Origin of the sequence: Lelliottia wanjuensis (assembly GCF_030238365.1) — a bacterium.
Lineage (GTDB): Bacteria > Pseudomonadota > Gammaproteobacteria > Enterobacterales > Enterobacteriaceae > Enterobacter > Enterobacter wanjuensis.
This window is the reverse complement of record NZ_JASSOT010000079.1, coordinates 100,573-120,954: the sequence shown is the minus strand read 5'-3', so window position 1 is coordinate 120,954 and position 20,382 is coordinate 100,573. Positions and strand designations below refer to the sequence as shown.

General features: G+C 56.5%; 20 protein-coding genes. 10 read left to right on the top strand and 10 right to left on the bottom strand.

From position 1 onward, the window contains the following. Positions 1 to 35: 35 nt before the first annotated feature. Together ftsP and QQF33_RS24555 are read left to right on the top strand one after the other, a co-directional pair. On the top strand, positions 36 to 1,448 hold the full coding sequence (gene ftsP, locus QQF33_RS24560) for a cell division protein FtsP (RefSeq protein ID WP_282494308.1): 1,413 nt from the start codon (positions 36 to 38) through the stop codon (positions 1,446 to 1,448). Positions 1,449 to 1,614: 166 nt separating this feature from the next. Next, the gene (locus tag QQF33_RS24555) at positions 1,615 to 3,786 is read left to right on the top strand and encodes a YgiQ family radical SAM protein (protein WP_282494309.1); all 2,172 of its coding nucleotides are present in this window, start codon (positions 1,615 to 1,617) and stop codon (positions 3,784 to 3,786) included. 99 nt (positions 3,787 to 3,885) lie between these two features. Here the strand turns inward: QQF33_RS24555 and dkgA are convergent, their stop codons facing one another. Further along, positions 3,886 to 4,713 carry a 2,5-didehydrogluconate reductase DkgA gene (gene dkgA, locus QQF33_RS24550; protein ID WP_282494310.1) on the bottom strand — a complete coding sequence of 276 codons (828 nt, stop codon included), beginning with the start codon at positions 4,711 to 4,713 and terminating at the stop codon, positions 3,886 to 3,888. A gap of 104 nt (positions 4,714 to 4,817) precedes the next feature. After that, complete coding sequence (gene yqhD / locus QQF33_RS24545; RefSeq protein ID WP_285148278.1) at positions 4,818 to 5,981, bottom strand: alcohol dehydrogenase; 1,164 nt, start codon at positions 5,979 to 5,981, stop codon at positions 4,818 to 4,820. Between the two features lie 195 nt (positions 5,982 to 6,176). Between yqhD and QQF33_RS24540 the strand changes: the two genes are divergently transcribed. Further along, positions 6,177 to 7,076, top strand: a complete 900-nt coding sequence (locus QQF33_RS24540; protein WP_282494312.1) for an AraC family transcriptional regulator — start codon at positions 6,177 to 6,179, stop codon at positions 7,074 to 7,076. A 50-nt stretch (positions 7,077 to 7,126) separates the two neighbouring features. Here QQF33_RS24540 and yghB read toward each other — a convergent pair whose 3' ends face one another. Beyond that, entirely contained in the window at positions 7,127 to 7,786 is a 660-nt protein-coding gene (gene yghB / locus QQF33_RS24535) for a DedA family general envelope maintenance protein YghB (protein WP_282494313.1), read from the bottom strand. A gap of 142 nt (positions 7,787 to 7,928) precedes the next feature. Then, entirely contained in the window at positions 7,929 to 9,116 is a 1,188-nt protein-coding gene (gene metC / locus QQF33_RS24530) for a cystathionine beta-lyase (RefSeq protein WP_285158774.1), read from the bottom strand. A 251-nt stretch (positions 9,117 to 9,367) separates the two neighbouring features. Here metC and exbB point away from each other — a divergent pair, with 251 nt between their 5' ends. Together exbB and exbD are read left to right on the top strand one after the other, a co-directional pair. After that, positions 9,368 to 10,099, top strand: a complete 732-nt coding sequence (gene exbB / locus QQF33_RS24525; RefSeq protein ID WP_282494315.1) for a tol-pal system-associated acyl-CoA thioesterase — start codon at positions 9,368 to 9,370, stop codon at positions 10,097 to 10,099. A 6-nt stretch (positions 10,100 to 10,105) separates the two neighbouring features. Further along, on the top strand, positions 10,106 to 10,531 hold the full coding sequence (gene exbD / locus QQF33_RS24520) for a TonB system transport protein ExbD (RefSeq protein ID WP_285158773.1): 426 nt from the start codon (positions 10,106 to 10,108) through the stop codon (positions 10,529 to 10,531). A gap of 93 nt (positions 10,532 to 10,624) precedes the next feature. Here exbD and QQF33_RS24515 read toward each other — a convergent pair whose 3' ends face one another. The 3 genes from QQF33_RS24515 to QQF33_RS24505 form a co-directional block, all read right to left on the bottom strand. Next, positions 10,625 to 11,521 carry an SDR family oxidoreductase gene (locus QQF33_RS24515; RefSeq protein WP_285158772.1) on the bottom strand — a complete coding sequence of 299 codons (897 nt, stop codon included), beginning with the start codon at positions 11,519 to 11,521 and terminating at the stop codon, positions 10,625 to 10,627. A gap of 95 nt (positions 11,522 to 11,616) precedes the next feature. Continuing rightward, positions 11,617 to 12,081, bottom strand: a complete 465-nt coding sequence (locus tag QQF33_RS24510) for a cytoplasmic protein (RefSeq protein WP_285158771.1) — start codon at positions 12,079 to 12,081, stop codon at positions 11,617 to 11,619. Further along, positions 12,074 to 12,478, bottom strand: a complete 405-nt coding sequence (locus tag QQF33_RS24505) for a hypothetical protein (RefSeq protein ID WP_095283367.1) — start codon at positions 12,476 to 12,478, stop codon at positions 12,074 to 12,076. The genes QQF33_RS24510 and QQF33_RS24505 overlap by 8 nt, the downstream gene beginning before the upstream one ends. Positions 12,479 to 12,580: 102 nt before the next feature. Here QQF33_RS24505 and QQF33_RS24500 point away from each other — a divergent pair, with 102 nt between their 5' ends. Then, positions 12,581 to 13,084 (top strand): ESA_00282 family adhesion-associated protein, encoded by a 504-nt coding sequence (locus QQF33_RS24500; protein WP_282494319.1) that lies wholly within the window; start codon positions 12,581 to 12,583, stop codon positions 13,082 to 13,084. A 107-nt stretch (positions 13,085 to 13,191) separates the two neighbouring features. Here the strand turns inward: QQF33_RS24500 and QQF33_RS24495 are convergent, their stop codons facing one another. Beyond that, entirely contained in the window at positions 13,192 to 14,232 is a 1,041-nt protein-coding gene (locus tag QQF33_RS24495; protein WP_285158770.1) for an aldo/keto reductase, read from the bottom strand. Positions 14,233 to 14,312: 80 nt separating this feature from the next. Between QQF33_RS24495 and yghX the strand changes: the two genes are divergently transcribed. The 3 genes from yghX (at position 14,313) to QQF33_RS24480 (ending at position 17,844) form a co-directional block, all read left to right on the top strand. Continuing rightward, on the top strand, positions 14,313 to 15,200 hold the full coding sequence (gene yghX / locus QQF33_RS24490; RefSeq protein ID WP_282494321.1) for a YghX family hydrolase: 888 nt from the start codon (positions 14,313 to 14,315) through the stop codon (positions 15,198 to 15,200). A 211-nt stretch (positions 15,201 to 15,411) separates the two neighbouring features. Then, a complete protein-coding gene (locus tag QQF33_RS24485) occupies positions 15,412 to 17,049 on the top strand; it encodes a methyl-accepting chemotaxis protein (RefSeq protein ID WP_282494322.1) in 1,638 nt (545 codons plus the stop codon). A 507-nt stretch (positions 17,050 to 17,556) separates the two neighbouring features. Beyond that, the gene (locus tag QQF33_RS24480; RefSeq protein WP_282494323.1) at positions 17,557 to 17,844 is read left to right on the top strand and encodes a DUF2623 family protein; all 288 of its coding nucleotides are present in this window, start codon (positions 17,557 to 17,559) and stop codon (positions 17,842 to 17,844) included. On the opposite strand, the gene fucR is transcribed toward QQF33_RS24480, so the two are convergent. Both fucR and QQF33_RS24470 read right to left on the bottom strand, forming a co-directional pair. Further along, complete coding sequence (gene fucR, locus QQF33_RS24475; RefSeq protein WP_282494324.1) at positions 17,826 to 18,542, bottom strand: L-fucose operon activator; 717 nt, start codon at positions 18,540 to 18,542, stop codon at positions 17,826 to 17,828. The two genes, QQF33_RS24480 and fucR, sit on opposite strands and share 19 nt — an antisense overlap. Then, positions 18,539 to 19,522, bottom strand: coding sequence for a sensor domain-containing diguanylate cyclase (locus QQF33_RS24470; RefSeq protein ID WP_282494325.1), 984 nt, complete (start codon positions 19,520 to 19,522; stop codon positions 18,539 to 18,541). The genes fucR and QQF33_RS24470 overlap by 4 nt, the downstream gene beginning before the upstream one ends. 201 nt (positions 19,523 to 19,723) lie before the next feature. On the opposite strand from QQF33_RS24470, the gene QQF33_RS24465 reads away from it, so the two are divergent. Continuing rightward, positions 19,724 to 20,374 carry a helix-turn-helix domain-containing protein gene (locus QQF33_RS24465; protein WP_285158769.1) on the top strand — a complete coding sequence of 217 codons (651 nt, stop codon included), beginning with the start codon at positions 19,724 to 19,726 and terminating at the stop codon, positions 20,372 to 20,374. The last annotated feature ends 8 nt before the right edge of the window (positions 20,375 to 20,382 follow it).

Sequence of the window (20,382 nt, the reverse complement as noted above, 5' to 3'; positions counted from 1 at the left end):
TCCCGGGTTTTATCGTCGTTTCACATGGAGCAAATATGTCACTCAGTCGGCGTCAGTTTATTCAGGCTTCAGGAATCGCCCTTTGTGCTGGCGCGGTTCCGCTGACAGCCAACGCCGCCGGGCAGCAACAGCCGCTGCCCATTCCGCCGTTACTGGAGTCCCGTCGCGGGCAACCGCTGTTCCTGACCATGCAGCGCAGCCACTGGAGCTTTACCCAGGGCACGCGCGCGTCGATCTGGGGCGTGAATGGCCGCTATCTTGGGCCGACGATCCGCGTCTGGAGCGGGGATGACGTGAAGCTGATCTACAGCAACCGCCTGGCGGAAAACGTCGCCATGACCATCAGCGGTTTGCAGGTGCCAGGCCCGCTGATGGGCGGCGCGGCGCGTATGATGACCCCGAGCGCCGACTGGGCGCCGGTGCTGCCGATTCGCCAGAGTGCCGCGACCTTGTGGTATCACGCCAATACGCCAAACCGCACCGCGCAGCAGGTCTATAACGGTCTGGCGGGAATGTGGCTGGTGGAAGACGAAGTGAGTAAATCGCTGCCGATCCCGAACCATTACGGCGTCGATGATTTCCCGGTCATTATTCAGGACAAACGCCTCGATAACTTTGGCTCGCCAGAGTACAGCGAGCCGGGCAGCGGCGGTTTTGTCGGCGATACGCTGATGGTCAACGGCGCGCAAAGCCCTTACGTCGAAGTGTCCCGCGGCTGGGTGCGTCTGCGTCTGCTGAACGCCTCCAACTCGCGTCGCTATCAGCTGCAGATGAGCGATGGCCGCGCGCTGCATGTGATCTCCGGCGATCAGGGCTTTTTACCAGCGCCGGTTTCCGTCAAACAACTGGCGCTGGCCCCGGGCGAACGGCGTGAAATCCTCGTGGATATGACCAACGGGGATGAAGTGTCGATTACCTGCGGCGAGGCGGCGAGCATCGTCGACCGTATTCGCGGCTTCTTCGAGCCGTCGAGCATTCTGGTCTCAACGCTGGTGTTAACCCTGCGCCCGACCGGTCTGTTGCCGCTGGTGACGGACAGCCTGCCGATGCGTTTACTGCCGGACGAGATCATGAGCGGAACGCCGGTGCGCAGCCGCGACATCAGTCTCGGCGACGACCCGGGCATCAACGGCGCGCTGTGGGATGTGAACCGCATTGATATCACCGCCCAGCAGGGCTCCTGGGAACGCTGGACCGTGCGCGCGGAAATGCCGCAGGCGTTCCACATCGAAGGGGTGAGCTTCCTGATCCGCAACGTCAACGGTGCGATGCCGTTCCCGGAAGACAGGGGCTGGAAAGATACGGTCTGGGTCGACGGGCAGGTCGAACTGCTGGTCTACTACGGACAGCCTTCGTGGCCGCACTTCCCGTTCCTGTTCCATAGCCAGACGCTGGAGATGGCGGATCGCGGTTCGGTGGGGCAGCTGCTGGTGAATCCGCTGGTGTGATTTCCCCCTCACCCTAACCCTCTCCCAAAGGGAGAGGGGACTTATACACCCTCTCCCCGTGGGAGAGGGCTGGGGTGAGGGCAAAACCCCGCACAATACCCTTCATTTCACGTATAAATCCAGCGTATAATCCCCGCCCTTTGTTTATTTTTTCTTCGGAAGCATTATGAGCGCAATATCCCTGATCCAGCCGGATCGAGACCTCTTCTCCTGGCCCCAGTACTGGGCGGCCTGCTTTGGACCGGCGCCATTCCTGCCGATGTCCCGCGAAGAGATGGACCAACTGGGCTGGGACAGCTGCGACATTATTCTGGTGACAGGCGATGCCTACGTCGATCACCCGAGCTTCGGCATGGCCATCTGTGGCCGTATGCTGGAGGCGCAGGGCTTCCGCGTGGGGATCATCTCCCAGCCGGACTGGAACAGCAAAGAGGCGTTCATGAGCCTCGGCAAACCGAACCTGTTCTTCGGCGTCACCGCCGGAAACATGGACTCGATGATCAACCGCTACACCGCCGATCGCAAACTGCGTCACGACGATGCTTACACCGCCGATAACGTCGCGGGCAAGCGCCCGGATCGCGCCACTTTGGTTTACACCCAGCGTTGCAAAGAAGCATGGAAAGACGTGCCGGTCATCCTGGGTGGCATCGAAGCGAGCCTGCGCCGTACCGCGCACTACGATTACTGGTCTGATACCGTGCGCCGTTCGGTGCTGGTGGATTCCAAAGCCGATATGCTTATTTTCGGCAACGGCGAGCGCCCGCTGGTGGAAGTGGCGCACCGTCTGGCCCAGGGCGAACCGGTGGGCAATATCCGCGACGTGCGTAATACCGCGATCATGGTGAAAGAGGCGCTGCCGGGCTGGAGCGGAGTGGATTCCCGCATCATCGATATGCCGGGCAAAATCGACCCGATCCCACATCCGTACGGCGAAGATCTGCCGTGTGCCGACAATAAACCGGTCGAACCGAAGAAGGCCGAAGCCAAAGCCGTTGTCGTGCAGCCCCCGCGTCCAAAACCCTGGGAAAAAACCTACGTGCTGCTGCCTTCCTTCGAGAAAGTGAAAGCGGACAAAGTACTTTACGCCCACGCGTCACGCATTCTGCACCACGAAACCAACCCTGGCTGCGCGCGTGCGCTGATGCAGAAGCACGGCGAGCGCTATATCTGGGTCAACCCGCCGGCGATCCCGCTCTCCACCGAAGAGATGGACAGCGTTTTTGCCCTGCCGTACAAACGTATTCCGCACCCGGCGTATGGCAACAGCCGCATTCCGGCGTACGAGATGATCCGCTTCTCGATCAACATCATGCGCGGCTGCTTCGGCGGGTGTTCGTTCTGTTCGATCACCGAGCATGAAGGGCGCATTATCCAGAGCCGTTCGGAAGATTCGATCGTTAACGAGATCGAAGCCATTCGCGACTCGGTTCCGGGCTTTACCGGCGTGATCTCCGATCTCGGTGGTCCAACGGCCAACATGTATATGCTGCGCTGCAAATCCCCGCGCGCGGAGCAAACCTGCCGCCGTCTGTCGTGTGTCTATCCTGACATCTGTCAGCATATGGACACCAACCACGAGCCGACGATCAACCTCTACCGCCGCGCCCGCGATCTGAAAGGCATCAAGAAGATCCTGATCGCCTCCGGCGTGCGTTACGACATCGCCGTGGAAGATCCGCGTTACATCAAAGAGCTGGCGACCCACCATGTCGGTGGTTATCTGAAGATCGCCCCTGAGCACACGGAAGAGGGCCCGCTGTCGAAGATGATGAAGCCGGGCATGGGCAGCTACGACCGATTCAAAGAGCTGTTTGATACCTATTCCAAACAGGCGGGTAAAGAGCAGTACCTGATCCCGTACTTCATCTCCGCGCACCCCGGTACGCGCGATGAGGACATGGTGAATCTGGCCCTGTGGCTGAAGCAGCGCCGTTTCCGCCTCGACCAGGTGCAGAACTTCTATCCGTCGCCGCTCGCGAACTCGACGACCATGTATTACACCGGCAAGAACCCGCTGAGTAAGATTGGCTATAAGAGTGAAGATGTGGTGGTGCCGAAGGGCGACAAACAGCGCCGTCTGCATAAAGCCCTGCTGCGCTATCACGACCCAGCGAACTGGCCGCTAATCCGTCAGGCGCTGGAAGATATGGGCAAAAAGCATCTAATTGGTTCGCGCCGCGAGTGCCTGGTGCCTGCGCCAACGCTGGATGAGATGCGTGAAGCACGTCGTCAGAACCGCCATACGCGCCCGGCATTGACCAAGCATACGCCGGTGGCGCATCAGCGTCAGACGCCTGCGGCGAACAAAAAACGCGGAAAAGTGGCGGGGCGTTAAGCCTGTGTTGCCCGGTGGCGCTGCGCTTACCGGGCCTACGATTCTATAGATTTTGTAGGCCGGGTAAGGCGAAGCCGCCACCCGGCTTTTTTGACTGCGTTAACCTCCGAACTGATCCGGATCCGGCCCCAACCGCTTGCCCTGATCCAGCTTCGCTATCTCGCTCAACTCCTCTTTATCCAGACGGAAATCCCAGACGTCGAAGTTCTCGGCAATGCGCGACGGAGTAACCGATTTCGGGATCACCACCAGGCCGCTGTCCAGGTGCCAGCGAATGACGATCTGCGCGGCAGTTTTGCCGTACTTCTCAGCAAGATCCCGAATGATTTTCTGATCGAACACGCCTTCGCCGCCCTGGGCCAGCGGGCTCCAGGATTCGGTCTGAATTTTGTGGGTGGCGTTCCACGAGTGCAGCTGGCGCTGCTGCATCAACGGGTGCAGCTCAATCTGATTAATTACCGGCGCGACGCCCGTTTCATCAATCAGACGCTGCAGATGATGGATCTGGAAATTACAGACGCCGATGCTCTTCACCAGCCCCTCTTGTTGCAGGTCGATCAGCCCTTTCCAGGCCTCAACGTAGTGATCGATGGCCGGAACGGGCCAGTGCATCAGATAGAGATCGACGAAATCGAGCTGGAGTTTTTCCAGGCTTTCCAGCAGGGCTTCGCGCGGGCGTTTCTGGTCATCGTTCCACAGTTTGGTGGTGATGAATAACTCATCGCGAGAGATGTCAGCGCTGGACAAGGCTTTGCCCACGCCGTCTTCATTTTTGTATGCGGCGGCGGTATCGATAGACCGATAGCCGACTTCCAGTGCTTTGTGAATGGCGGAAACGACCTCGTCATTGCCGGCTTTCCAGACGCCGAGCCCCAGCTGGGGCATGACGTTGCCGTCCTGAAGCTTGATTAGGGTTTGGTTTGCCATTTTTCCTCCTCCATTTGCTCATCACCGGGGGTGTCCCCGGTGATGTGGTGTGCATTAAGTCTGGACGAAATGTCAAAAAACGAAAGGCGGGATGACAAAAACGCTTAGCGGGCCGCTTCGTAAATGCGACGGCTGACGTCCAGCGTAATGTCGTGTTTTTCGCCCAGTTGCGTCATACCGTGCTCTTCGAGTTTAGCCAGCAGGGCAGGGATGGAGCTGCCGTCAAGTCCGTAACCAGACAAGCGAGTTGGCACGCCCAGCGATTCGAAGAAGTTGCGGGTCGCCGCGATAGCCGCGTCGATACGCTCGTCGTCAGAACCGGAAGTGATATTCCAGACGCGCTCGCCGTATTGCAGCAGTTTTTCACGTTTGGTATCGCGTTTTTCATTCCACAACGCAGGCAGAACCACCGCCAGCGTCTGGGCGTGATCCAGACCGTGCATCGCCGTCAGCTCGTGGCCCAGCATGTGGGTGGCCCAGTCCTGCGGCACGCCTGCGCCAATCAGACCGTTCAGCGCCTGAGTCGCGGCCCACATCACGTTGGCACGCACGTCGTAGTTTTCCGGCTCTTGCAGCGCTTTCGGGCCATCTTCGACCAGGGTCAGCAGAATGCCTTCCGCGAAACGATCCTGAATTTTGCCGTTCACCGGGTAAGTCACGTACTGCTCAACGGTGTGAACAAAGGCATCCACCACGCCGTTCGCCACCTGACGCGGCGGCAGGGTGTAGGTGTAAACCGGGTCGAGAACCGCAAACACCGGCTGAACGTGTTCGTTCATGAACGCCTGTTTGTCACCGGTGGTTTTGCGCGAGATGACCGCGCCTTTGTTGGATTCAGAACCGGTCGCTGGCAGGGTCAGCACGGAACCCATCGGGATCGCGCTGGTGATTTTGCTCCCGCCGGTTTGCAGGATTTCCCACGGATCCACGCCATCAGCATAGTGTGCGGCTGCGGCGATAAATTTCGTGCCGTCGAGAACCGAACCGCCGCCGACCGCCAGCAGGAAGGTAATCTTCTCATCGCGGGCGATTTTGACCGCGTTCATCAGCGTTTCGTAAGACGGGTTTGGCTCAATGCCGCCGAACTCACGCACGTCCACGCCTTCCAGCGCGCTGTAAACCTGGTCCAGAACGCCGGTTTTCTTGACGCTGCCGCCGCCGTAGGTGATCAGTACACGGGCGCCAGCTGGGATCTGGTCGCGCAGATCGGCGATGGCGTCTTTGCCAAACAGAATGCGGGTTGGGGTGTGCAGGTTAAAATTATTCATTGCTCGTGCCCTTTAGGTGGGTGAAAAACGTGGCGGCGTCGATGGCTGCCTGATGGTGCCCATTGTGGACATCGGACGCCCGCCTCTCAATGCACATTCCTGCCGTTGTCTTGCCCATTTCTACAGAGGGCTGGAGAAAAGGGAAAAAGATGCGCAAACTGGCATCAGTGGAAACCCTGGCCGGAGCGAACCAAAATGAACCGCGATGAGATTTGCCTGCAATTGACAGGCCAAATTAATAGACTGAAAGATAAAGAAAATAACCTCACTGAGCTGCTGCCAGATATCCGTCTGTTGTACGGTACACAGCCCGGGACGCGCACGCCGGTGATGTATCAGCCTGGCATCGTATTTCTCTTTTCGGGTCATAAAATTGGCTATATCAACGAACGCGTGTTCCGCTACGACACCAATGAATATTTGCTCCTGACAGTACCTTTACCCTTTGAATGTGAAACTTTCGCGACAGAGGCGGTTCCGCTGGCCGGTATTCGTGTGAATGTGGATATTCTTCAGCTTCAGGAGCTGCTGATGGATATCGGCGAAGACGAACTGTTCCAGCCCGCGATGGCGGCAAGCGGGATCAACTCCGCGACGCTTTCGGACGAGATCCTCTGCGCCATTGAGCGCCTGCTGGATGTGATGGAGCGCCCGCTCGACGCGCGCATTCTCGGTAAGCAGATTATCCGCGAGATCCTCTATCACGTGCTGATGGGGCCGGGCGGCGGGGCGCTGCTGGCGCTGGTGAGCCGTCAGACCCATTTCAGCCTGATCAGCCGCGTGCTGAAACGCATTGAAAGTCAGTACACGGAAAACCTGAGCGTCGATGAACTGGCGTCAGAAGCCAACATGAGCGTTTCGGCGTTTCACCATAACTTCAAATCTGTTACCAGCACCTCGCCGCTGCAATATCTGAAAAGCTATCGCCTGCACAAAGCGCGGATGCTGATGATCCACGACGGTATGAAGGCCAGCGCCGCGGCGATGCGCGTCGGCTATGAAAGCGCGTCGCAGTTCAGCCGTGAGTTTAAGCGCTATTTTGGCGTGACGCCGGGGGAAGATGCCGCACGCATCCGGATGATGCAGGGCGTTTAAAGGGGATGGTAGGCCGGGCAAGCGCAGCGCCGCCCGGCGAAGCAGCAAAATCAGGCGCTGCAGTATTTCTTCTTAATCACGACCACCAGCGTCCCGATCAGACCCGCGACCAGCAGGAACATCGGCAGGATCATCAGGAAGGTCATCACCTGATCTTCGTGGCGTTTCACAAACGGGATCATGCTGATGGCATAACCCAGGGAGGTCACCACGCCGACCCACAGCACAGCGCTCAGCCAGTTAAAGAACTGGAAGCGACGGTTCGACAGGCCAGAAATCCCGGCCATGGTCGGCAGCAGGGTGCGAATAAATGCCAGAAAACGCCCGGCCAGCAGTGCCAGCAGACCGTGGCGGTCGAACATGCAGGTGGCTCTTTCATGGTATTTAACCGGCAGCTGTGCCAGCCAGCCTTTCACCACGCGGGTATTCCCGAGCCAGCGGCCCTGCAAATAGCTCAGCCAGCAGCCGAGGCTGGCGGCGGAGGTTAAAATCACGACCGTCGGGGCGAAGTCCATAACGCCTTTACCGATTAACGCACCCGCTAATAACAGCAGGCTGTCGCCAGGGAGAAACGAGGCAGGCAGCAGACCGTTTTCCAGAAATAGCGTGGCAAACATAACGAAATAAACAACACCCACAACGTGCGGGTCCGCCAGCGCGGCAAAATCGTGTTGCCAGAGCGCAGCGATAATATCTTGAATGACAGCCATGGACTTTCCTGTGGAACAACGGATATGCGGCTATTGTACTCCTGATTTACCCGGCTTGGGTTGATCGCGGACGCAACAAACGCAGACTTTTCTGCTGTCAGTGTCTGTAAAACCGTCCGGGAGTACGTTTACAGCCTGCACTCTACACGATACGTGCAAAACCTGCCGACAAATCCGCGAGCAGATCATCAACATTTTCTAAACCGATATGCAGGCGGATTAGCGTGCCGGTAAAGTCGATTTCCCCGCCGGGACGCAGCTCGGCCAGTTGCTCGGGCTGATTCGGCAGAATCAGTGATTCAAAACCGCCCCAGGAGTAGGCCATGCTGAAGAGCGAGAAGTTATCCAGGTAGGCCGCCAGCTCGTCGTTATTCAGGCGCTTTTTAAGCACAAATGAGAACAACCCGCTGCTGCCCGTAAAGTCCCGTTTCCAGAACTCGTGGCCTTTGCTGCCCGGCAGCGCCGGGTGATTGACGCGTTCCACCTGCGGATGTTGCGCCAGCCATTCGGCAATTTTCAGGCTGCTTTCGTGATGCTGACGCAGACGCACGCCCAGGGTACGAATGCCGCGGCTGGTCATGTACGCCGTATCGGCGTCGACCATCTGCCCCATCAGGTAAGCATTCTCGCGCAGCTGATCCCAGCAGCGGGCGTTAGACACCGCCGTGCCGATCATGCCGTCCGAGTGGCCGATGAGATATTTGGTTGCCGCCTGAATCGAGATGTCTATATCAAACTCGAGGGCTTTAAACAGCACGCCCGCCGCCCAGGTGTTATCGATGATGATGATCGCCTCAGGCGCGACGCGGCGTACCGCGCGGACGATCGCCGGGACGTCGTGAACTTCCATGGTGATCGAGCCGGGAGATTCCAGAAACACGATGCGCGTATTAGGTTGAATAAGTTCGGCAATGCCTTCGCCGATCAGCGGATCGAACCAGCCGGTGGTGACGCCCAGACGGGTGAGGATTTTGGTGCAGAAATCCTGGCTCGGTTCGTAGGCGGTGTTGGTCATCAGGATATGATCGCCCTGCTCAACAAACGCCAGAATGGTGTTCGCCACCGCCGCCGCGCCGCACGGGAACAGGGCGCAGCCGACGCCGCCTTCCAGCTCGCACATCGCTTCCTGCAATGAGAAATGGGTCAGCGTACCGCGACGTCCGTAAAACAGTTCGCCTTTCGCCCGGTTGCGGGTGGCGTGTTTCTTGGCCTCAACCGTATCGAAGACCAGCGAGGAGGCGCGCTGAATCACGCTATTGACCGAGCCCTGAGTGTACTTTTTACTGCGTCCGGCCTGAACGAGCGTGGTATCAAGATGCTTCTCTGTCATGTTCGCTAAACCTGTTTTTATCCGTCTGGACGTCCAGACTACCACGATTGCGAAAATCTGCACCCGCAAGCTTTGCGAATAAGCACAATATTTTATGAAAAATACGCATAAGAATTTTTTACTGCGTAAGCGCAAGGAAAATGAGCGAAATTTACGGCACTATGCAAATACTAATGAGAACCACTATCAATTCGACGTGATTTTGATATTATTATGCTCAGAATTTGTGATTTGCGTCCTGGAGATACAGAGTGGGTAATAATTTGATGCAGACGGACCTCTCCGTTTGGGGCATGTACCAACATGCTGACATCGTGGTTAAGATTGTGATGATCGGCCTGATTCTGGCGTCCGTGATCACCTGGGCAATTTTCTTCAGCAAGAGCGTCGAGCTGATTTCGCAAAAGCGCCGCCTCAAGCGCGAACAGCAGCAGCTGGCTGAAGCCCGCTCTCTGAATCAGGCGTCTGACATCACGTCAGCGTTCCACGCGAAAAGCCTGACCACCCAATTAGTCAACGAAGCTCAGAACGAGCTGGAACTCTCCGCAGGCAGTGAAGATAACGAAGGCATTAAAGAGCGTACGGGCTTCCGCCTGGAGCGTCGCGTTGCCGCCGTCGGTCGTCACATGGGCCGCGGGAATGGTTACCTGGCGACTATCGGTGCGATCTCCCCGTTCGTCGGTCTGTTTGGTACCGTATGGGGCATCATGAACAGCTTCATCGGGATTGCGCAGACGCAAACCACTAACCTCGCGGTTGTCGCCCCGGGTATCGCAGAAGCTCTGCTGGCAACGGCTATCGGCCTGATTGCCGCCATCCCGGCGGTGGTTATCTATAACATCTTCGCGCGTATGATTGGCAGCTTCAAAGCCACGCTCGGTGATGTTGCCGCCCAGGTTCTGCTGCTGCAAAGCCGCGATCTCGACCTCAGCGCCAGCTCCGTTAAGCCGGTCCACTCTGCTTCGAAACTGCGTGTAGGTTGATAAGCCATGGCAATGCGTCTTAACGAAAATCTGGACGATAACGGCGAAATGCATGAAATCAACGTGACGCCGTTTATCGACGTTATGTTGGTTCTGCTGATTATCTTCATGGTGGCCGCGCCTCTGGCGACGGTGGACGTGAAGGTCAATCTGCCGGCCTCTTCCAGTCAGCCGCAGCCGCGTCCGGAAAAACCGATTTACCTGTCGGTGAAAGCCGATAAGTCGATGTTCCTGGGCAACGACCCGGTCACCGATGAATCCGTCGTTCCGGCGCTCGACGCGCTGACACAGGGCAAGAAAGACACCACCGTCTTCTTCCGCGCGGATAAAACCGTCGACTACGAAACCATGATGAAAGTGATGGATATGCTGCACCAGGCGGGCTATCTCAAAATCGGGCTGGTCGGTGAAGAGAAAACTGTTCAAAAATAAGTTCGTTGTGCCGGGTGGCGGCTTCGCCTTACCCGGCCTACGTGCTGGAAAGTAGGCCCGGTAAGCGAAGCGCCACCGGGCAGATTGAAAGCACTATCCCAAATGTTCCCCGCCGCACACGCCGTGCACTTCTGCCGTTACGTAGCTCGACTCCTGACTCGCCAGATAGACATACACTCCGGCCAGCTCCGCAGGCTGCCCTGCGCGCTTCATCGGCGTCTTCTGACCAAACTGCGGGATTTTCTCCTGCGTCTGTCCGCCAGAAATTTGTAGCGCCGTCCAGATAGGACCCGGTGCGACCACGTTCACCCGAATCCCTTTCTCAGCCACCTGTTTAGCCAGTCCTCGGCTGTAGTTCAGGATCGCCGCCTTAGTGGACGCATAATCGAGCAGATGCGCGCTCGGCTGATAGGCCTGAATCGACGAGGTGGTCACGATGCTGGAACCGGCAGGCAGAATCGGAATCGCCTCCTGGGTGATCCAGAAAAGCGCCAGAACGTTCACCGCGTAGGTTTGCTTGAACTGTTCGGTGGTCAGGTCGGCAATCTTCTCGACGGCGACCTGTTTCCCCGCGACCAGCGCCAGCGTATCCAGCCCGCCCAGGGCTTCACGCGCTTTATGCACCAGCGAACGGGCAAAGGATTCATCGCTCAAATCGCCTGGGATCAGCACCGCTTTGCGGCCCGCCTCTTCGATCAGCTGTTTGACCTCCTGCGCGTCCTCTTCTTCCGCAGGCAGGTAGTTGATCGCCACGTCAGCGCCTTCACGCGCGTAAGCAATGGCGGCGGCACGCCCGATACCGGAGTCCCCGCCTGTCACCAGTGCCTTACGATCCTGGAGCCTGCCGCTGCCCTTGTAGCTCTTCTCGCCGCAATCGGGCACGGGCGTCATTTTCGCCTGAACGCCTGGTGCTGGCTGCTTTTGCTTAGGGTATTCGCCGGTGTGGTACTGGGTGGTTGGGTCCTTGAGCTGTGTCGGATGTTTTGACATAAGGCCTCTCCTGCTGGGTGAGTTAGGCCATTAAGTGTAGAAGAGCGAGCGGAGGGGATGACCGTATTCAGGGGAATCTGACTGGCGAGACGAGGCTATTCAGGGTCGACGGGCGCGGGGGAAGCGGCATCCGCTTTCGCGGCCAGCGCCTCTTCGTCGAGGGCGACGGCGGTGACGTTCGAGGTGTGATACCCGCCGTCAGCCAGCTTGCGCGTCAAACGCAGCGTGGAGACTTCTCTGGACAGCAGGTGCTGATAATTGCTCTCAAGACGCCCCATGATTTTTTCTGTCAACTCGGGCTTGAGGGTCATCACCGCATTGATCATCGCGCCATAAATCTCTTCTTTCACCTGCAGAGAATAGATTTCACGGCGATTTTCCCATTTCAGACGCACCAGCGCGGCCGGGATCGATACCATGTCTTGCGCAATGCGGGTCATCTCGTCGTTCTTATGCGTTATTAATGCGTCGAGATTTTGCTTTAAGATAAACTCATCGCTTTTATGGTTATCTAAAGTCAAATAAACGTTATTATCTTCAACTTCTTTCAACTTAATCATCCTCTAGTTTATAAAAGATGGGGTTGTTTTTTTCGCGAGTAATAAGATTAAGCCAAATTTCGTTGCCCGCTTCATTTATTTCTTCGGTTTTTTCAGCCATTATTTGACTTAATGTCTGGGCATCTATTTCACCCTCGGCCTGCAGGTCGTTAAGCAGGTGGGCAAAGGCTTCAATCTTCACGACGCGGAATAGTCGGTCTTTAATATGGCGGTCGTGCTCTTCCAGCAGCATATTACGTGATTTACCGGTACGGGTAACACCAATTAATATGTCAGCCTCAAAATCTGACAGCTTTCTTTTTCCCTGAGTGAAATTAGCATTGCTTTCTGCTTCCGCCGATTTAGGGACCACAGAGGCGATGTGGTACCTGACCGGCACAAGATTGTCGGGCAGCATTTTAATATCCTTTAATTTCAACAGGGTAGATTCAAATAGGGCGTGAGATTCGTTGACAATAACATGAGGCAAATTTAAAATCAAAAAAAATGGAGCCAACCCATGAACAGCATTTTTTATTCTGTCATTACCTTACTATTGCTTACCGCTGGTGTTCTTTTATTGATGCGAGAGTTCAATAAAACGAAAGACTTACGGCAAACTGGCGAGTCATCTCAGCCGGTTCTGATGACCAAAGAAGAGGGCGAGGACCATTTCTCGCTGCTGATGAATGCGATTACGCCGGTCTGGTACTGGCGAGTGAATCACGAATATATCGACTTTCTTCACGCGACAATTAAGCGAATGAAGATGACCGAAATAAATGACAGGCCCGGTTTGTTTGAAGCGCAGCGTCGCTGCAGCGATCTGAACTCCGCGGTCTATAAATATTATGACAATATCAAAAAGCGCTGCCTGAACGGCGAGAAGGTCTCTTATTCCGATCTCGACGTGCTGAATCTGCGCCAGTGTTTTCGTGAATTTAGCCTGGAAGCCTATCCGGAGCTGGTGGTGCTGGTCTGGCCGGAGTATGAGCGTCCGGTGGTGGATCCGGCGATGGTTTAGGGAATGTGCCCGTTTTTCCCCCTCACCCTAACCCTCTCCCACAGGGAGAGGGGATTTCGACTCCCTCTCCCTGTGGGAGAGGGCCGGGGTGAGGGCACCAGACCGCATTACTTATCCGACGACGCCTGCCACAAATTTAATTCGCCGTCCGCGACATGCTGATCAATCCGCTTCAGCTCATCGGCGCTAAAGTGCAGATTCTCTAACGCCTGAACGTTCTCTTCGAGCTGCTCCGGGCGGCTGGCCCCAATCAACACCGACGTCACCCGCTCATCCTTCAGCAGCCAGCTCAGGGCCATCTGCGCCATCGTCTGACCGCGGTCCTGCGCCATCTCATTGAGCAAACGCAGACTGTTCATGTTGGCGTCCGTCAGCATCTTCTCCGTCAGCCCGCGCACCTTTTTCCCCTCGCGCTGCATCCGCGAACCGTCCGGAATGCCGTTCAGGTATTTTCCGGTCAACAGGCCCTGCGCCAGCGGCGTAAAGGCAATACAGCCGGTGCCATTTTCCACCAGCGTATCCAGCAGGCCGCTCTTATCTACCCAGCGGTTTAACAGGTTGTAAGACGGCTGATGGATCAGCAGCGGAATTTTCCACTCGCGCAGCAGCTCGGTCATCTTCTGCGTGCGTTCCGGCGAGTAAGACGAAATCCCGACGTACAGCGCTTTACCGCTCTGCACGGCGTGGGCCAGCGCGGCGGCGGTCTCTTCCATCGGCGTGTTCTCATCCACGCGGTGGGAATAGAAAATATCAACATATTCCACGCCCATGCGCTTCAGGCTCTGGTCGAGACTGGCGAGGAGATACTTGCGCGAACCGCCGGAGCCGTACGGACCGGGCCACATGTCGTACCCGGCTTTGGTGGAGATAATCAGCTCATCGCGATACGCGGCAAAATCCTCGCGCAGCAGGCGGCCAAAGTTCTCTTCCGCGCTGCCCGGAGGCGGCCCGTAGTTATTGGCGAGGTCGAAATGGGTGATGCCGCAATCAAAAGCTTTGCGCAGCAGCGCGCGCTGAGTGTCCAGCGGCTGTACGTGGCCGAAACTGTGCCACAGCCCAAGCGACAGGGCGGGCAGGCGCAGGCCGCTTTTACCGCAGAAGCGGTACTGCATATTTTCGTAGCGGTCAGGGGAAGGGGTCCAGGTCATGATGTCTCCTTTCTATGATGAATTTTCGAAACAACGTTTTCATTCTATGATTATAAAATCACAATTCGAGGAGATATGCGATGACCCGCCTGACCGCCAAAGATTTTCCGCAAGAATTGCTCGATTATTATGACTATTACGCCCACGGCAAAATATCTAAACGCGAGTTTCTGAACCTCGCAGCGCGCTATGCAGCGGGCGGCGTCACGGCGCTGGCGTTATTCAATATGCTCAAACCCAATTATGCGCTGGCCGAGCAGGTGAAATTCACCGATCCCGATATTCTGCCGGAATACATTCATTACCCGTCGCCGAACGGTAATGGTGACGTGCGCGGATATCTGGTGAAACCCGCGAAAACGACCGGAAAAGTGCCTGCCGTGGTGGTAGTCCACGAAAACCGGGGGCTGAACCCCTATATTGAGGATGTCGCCCGACGGGTCGCCAAAGCGGGATATATTGCCCTGGCACCGGACGGATTAACCTCCGTCGGCGGTTATCCCGGCAATGATGAAGAGGGCAAAGTATTGCAACAGAAAGTCGATCCGACAAAACTGATGAACGATTTCTTTGCCGCCGTCGAGTTTATGAAAAAACATCCCGATGCGACCGGCAAAGTCGGGATCACCGGGTTTTGCTACGGTGGTGGCGTTTCTAATGCCGCGGCGGTGGCCTATCCGGAGCTGGACTGCGCCGTACCCTTCTATGGTCGCCAGCCCGCCGCGGCGGATGTCCCGCGCATTAAAGCGCCGCTGCTGCTGCATTACGCAGAGCTTGATAAGAATATCAACGAAGGCTGGCCCGCCTATGAAGCGGCACTCAAAGCCAATAATAAAGTCTATGAAGCCTGGATTTACCCCGGCGTGAATCATGGTTTCCATAACGATTCGACTCCACGTTACGACGAAGCCGCAGCCGAACTGGCGTGGAAACGAACGCTGGGATGGTTTGAGAAATATTTGAAGTAATATGAATTTAATGTTTCAAAAAGGAGCCGGAAAATCCCGGCTCTTTTTTATTATATTTGCGCGCTAATTATAAGGGTATTGGGTGATATTATTTTTTTAAAAATTAAGATGCGTAAGTTTTTATAAAAATACTCCTTAAAGTGTATGCGTTGCCGATAACGAAGATAAGACTCGTCTTAGACGAGTTTTCCCTAACGGCAAGGATACTCTTATGCAAATGCTTCGTAATTTTACTATCCGGTTCGTCATGCTGACGATTCTGGGTATTTTTTGTTTGATGTGGGCAGGGGTTGGGCTTTATAGCACCTGGTCACTTTCCAGGGTTTCAGACGGGAACGACATCGACCGCCAGATCGTGAAACAAATGACGATTTTGAGTCAGGGTAACGATCAATATTTCCGCTTCGTCACGCGCCTGAGTCGCGCAATGGAAGCCAAAGCGGCAGGCGGCAATCCTGATTTAGCCTCCGCACAGCAGGCGCTGGATAATATGAGCAAGAAGCTCAACGAGATGAAGGCCATCTCGCCAGGACCGATGGACGAAAACGTCTCAGCGGAAGTGATTAGCAGCTGGCAGGCGCTGCTGGATCAAGGGATTGCCCTGCAAATGCAGCAGGCGCAGCAGGGGACGATCGAGGGATATCGTCAGCAGGCGAATAACGTCACACCACCCCTGAGTCGCGCGTTTGGCGCGGCGGCGGATAAATTTAACACCTCCGCGGCGAGCACTCTCGACAGTACCCGTGACGTGGTGGACAGCCTGACCCGCATGACCCGCGTGGTGATCATCGTCGCGACGATTATCGGTCTGCTGATCCTGCTCTTCACCGACCGCTATCTGGTCGCCATGCTGGTGAAACCGCTGGATCGCATCCGCGAGCACTTCCGCCAGATCGCCCAGGGCGACCTCAGCCAGCCCATTGCCCCGTTTGGACGTAACTGCGTGGGCCGACTGGTGCCGCTGTTAACCGCGATGCAGGACAGCCTGCGCGAAGCGGTCAGTTCGATTCGCTCCGGCAGCGAGAATATCTGGCGCGGCGCGACGGAAATCTCCAGCGGCAATAACGATCTCTCCTCCCGTACGGAAGAGCAGGCCGCAGCGCTGGAACAGACGGCGGCCAGCATGGAACAGCTTACCGCCACGGTAAAACTGAACGCCGAAAACGCGCGTCAGGCCAGCCAGCTGGCCGATGTCGCCTCCACCACCGCGAGCCGCGGCGGTTCGCTGGTGGATGACGTCGTCACCACCATGAGCGGGATCTCCACCAGTTCGAAGAAAATCGCCGAGATCACCACGGTGATTAACAGCATCGCCTTCCAGACCAATATTCTGGCGCTTAACGCGGCGGTTGAAGCGGCGCGTGCCGGGGAGCAGGGCCGTGGATTTGCCGTTGTCGCGGGGGAAGTACGTAACCTGGCGAGCCGAAGCGCCAACGCGGCCAAGGAAATCGAAGGGCTGATTGCCGATTCCGTTTCACGCGTCGAACAGGGTTCTAAGATCGTCAGCGACACCGGCACCACCATGGAAGCGATCCTGCGCGCCGTGACCGAAGTGACGACCATCATGAAGCAGATCGCTTCGGCGTCGGAAGAGCAGAGCAAAGGGATTTCGCAGGTTGGCGTGGCGATTACGCAGATGGACGGCGTGACGCAGCAGAACGCCTCGCTGGTGGAGCAGGTCTCCGCCGCCGCCTCGGCCCTGGAACGTCAGACGGAAGAGCTGCAGCGCTCGGTGCAGAAATTCCGCCTGTCAGCGCAGGAGCCGCAAAACGGTGCGCCTGCTGTTTCGCCGAAAGCGCCAGCGCTGGCGAAAGCATCGGGCGTGCCCGATGAGTGGGTTTCGTTCTGATCGATCTTTAAAGCTTCTTTGTGGCGGTAGTGGAATTGTTCCGTCCACTCATCGTTGGCTGCTACCTGCTGACCTCTCAGCGGTGAACGTGTTAAGGGGGCCGCCGCCCCCTTAACAATCCCGGCTCCCGGCCAGGAAAATCGCCGCTTCGCGGTGCCCTCAGCTTATTCCTTACGGCTTTCGGGTCGGGCGCGATCCTGCATCCATGCAGGTCGCACCCTCTCGGCGCATCCCTGCGCCTCGACCCGGCCTCCAGGAAACGCTTCGGCGATTTTCAGCCGGACTCACGATCCCTCCAGCTTCACAACCGTCTGAATGTGGCGCTGGTGTTGGTCCCCTTGTCACGTTCACAGGTTATAGAGTGATTATATTCTGCTCAGCATAAGGTGAACGGAATAACCTCTAATGCTACAGGGGTCAACAGAGCCTCGCGCAGCCCCAATTTCCACTAGCCATCGCTCAAAATATCGCTATATAATTTGATATATAACGATTGAGGGTTAAGCGATGGAAAACCATTTTGGCAAAGGGTTGATGGCGGGGATGCGCGCGGCGCAGGCGGATACCGCACACAACGTGGCGCATTTCTGTTCCGACTATAAGCGTGGGTTTGTGCTGGGCTTTTCGCACCGGATGTTTGAGAAAACCGGCGACCGCCAGCTTAGCGCGTGGGAGGCGGGAATTCTGACGCGCCGCTACGGGCTGGACCGCGACATGGTGATGGATTTCTTTAAAGAGAATCAGTCCAGCACCACGCTGCGCTACTTTATGGCGGGCTATCGTCTGGAGGGGTGAGCGTCGGTAATCATCTGCGTGACCTGGGACAGGGAGCCGATTTTGACTTCGCTCGAACGCTGGAACTTACTCTTATCAATCAATAACAAAGACTGGCTGGCGCGGCGTAACAGCTGCGACTTAAAGGCCGCGTTTTGCTCGGCGGGGTCCCATATATCACCCTGTTCATCCACCCCTTCGCAGGAAAAGATAAACAGGTCGATCTCAAGCCCTTTCAGCAGCGTCACCAGCGCAGGGTTAACGTAGCAGCGATATTTGCGATCCAGCATCCCGCCCGTGCAGATCAAATTAATGCGCTCACGTTTCGCCATTTCATGGCAGATGGGCAGGCTGTTGGTGACCACCGTCAGGTCGATGTCGGGAAGCTGGCGGGCGAGATGAAAACAGGTCGAGCTGGCGTCGAGGGCGAGGGTCATGCCAGGGCTGACCCAGTCCAGCGCGCGGTGGGCGATATCCACTTTATCGGCATAATGGCTTTTGAGACGCGCGCCGAACGGTTCCCCGCCGTCGCGGTTGTCCGGATGAATCGCCCGCGCGCGGCCGTGGTGACGCACAATTTTTCCCTGCTGCTGCAACCCTTTCAAATCGCGGCGGATTGTCTCCTTGCTCACGGCCAGCTGGTCGGCCAGCGCCTCGGTCGTCAGGCCGTCGCAGCCGCTCAGCAGCTGGATGATCGTCTGCTGACGGTTGGCCTTCACGCGTCGGTTCCGGTGCGCGAAATGGAAATCAGCGTCGTGCCGATCGCCACGCCGTTCTTGCCGGTGTGTTTGATCTGATACATCGACTGGTCCGCGCGGCGCAGGGCGTTGACGAAATCATCCTGGGTTTGCACCTCATCAATCCCAATCGACGCCCCCACCTGCGCCTGGCCGTTATCCAGCTCGAAGGGGGTGAGCGCCGCGCGCAAACAGCTATGCGCGGTGCTGTTCACCCACAGACTGGAGAGCGGGAAGGGCAGCAGCAGGACAAACTCATCCCCACCCAGGCGACCGACAATCGATCCCTGAGGACAGGTTTCGCGCAGGCGTTGGCTCAGCTGGATCAGCAGCTCATCGCCGCTGCGATGGCCGAAGGTGTCGTTCACCGTTTTGAAATCATCGAGATCGATAAAGGCCACGCACAGCGGGCCCTGAGCTTTGAGCGCGCCGAAGTGTTTGACGAGGGCATGGCGGTTGGCGAGGCCGGTAAGCGGATCGTGATTTGCCAGCAGCGCGAGCTGTTCCTCGTACTGCTTCTCTTTGGTCATATCGATGTGGGTGCCGGTCACTTTAATCGGGTTGCCGACCTCGTCCCACTCGCTGACGCGCCCGCGATCCAGCACCCAGCTGACGGTGCCGTTTTTATGCTGCATCCGGTGCAGCGCTTCGTAGAAGGCGGTTTTGCCATGCAGATGGTCATAGAAGGCATCCAGCACCATCTGTTTATCGTCGGGGTGAAGATGTTCCCGCCAGACGTCAAACTGCGCGCTTAGCTCTTTCGGCTGGTAGCCGAGCATCGACCCCCAGCGGCGATTGTAGATAATCAACTTCCCTGTCGGCACATCAAGCTGCCACAGACACAGGCCCGTGCCGTCCAGCGCAGCGCTGAGCTTGCTCCGGGCGTCGCGTGCCAGCCTGGCAAGCCGGGCGTTATGCTTTTTCAGATTCTGGATCTGTTGTCTTAGCGCCTGTTCTGACATAGGAAATTTCTTAGGAAAATAAGAATTATTCTTGCCAGTTTAGCGTCGGTTGTAAATATGCTGTAAAAAAAAGAGGGTGATTTGCGATAAGTGCATCTTTTTTCAAAGATGTGGAACAATCGTCAGCGCGACGGCGTCCGATTTAACACGAATTTTTGAATGTTTAGTCCACTTTTGGAATTGAATTACATATGAATATAGGTGCCTGAGAATTATCTTGTAGAGGATTCACTATTTTTATTTGATGCAATGGATGCTATGGATTCCCTACCTCTTATTATTCTTTATGAACCACGCGTACTTATACGCCATGGCCTCTGTCTACAGCTTCAGGAGCTGGGGCATCAGGTGATTGCCTGCCTGTCTCCCGATCAACTGACCGAAGAGATTTGTAGCCAGTCAGATGCCGCCAAAGTGCTGCTGGTCGGGGCGGCAGGGCTTGAAGGCGTGCTGGGAAAAATCCTTCGGACGTTACACTTTACGAAAACGCTGTCGCTAAAAACGGTGGTCTATCTTCCGCAAAAAGAGGAACTGCTGACGCGTTTATTTATCGCCTCTGGGGCGAGCTATTGTCTGACAGAAGATGAGCTGGGCAGCAGATTGCCGCTCATGATTAACGATGTTTCTCTCCGAACCGTGCGGGGAAAACATTTTTCCCTCTCGGAACTGAATGTCCTGCTGGATTATTCCAGCGGTCTGCAAACGCAGGAGATCGCGACCCGTCGGCACTGCAATTATAAAACGGTATTTACCTTTAAACGCAATGCGCGACTGCGCTTAGATATTGATACCAAAGCGGGCTGGATGAATTTGCTCTCGGCAATGGCTCAACTCTCTTCTTACTGTAAATAAGGATATTT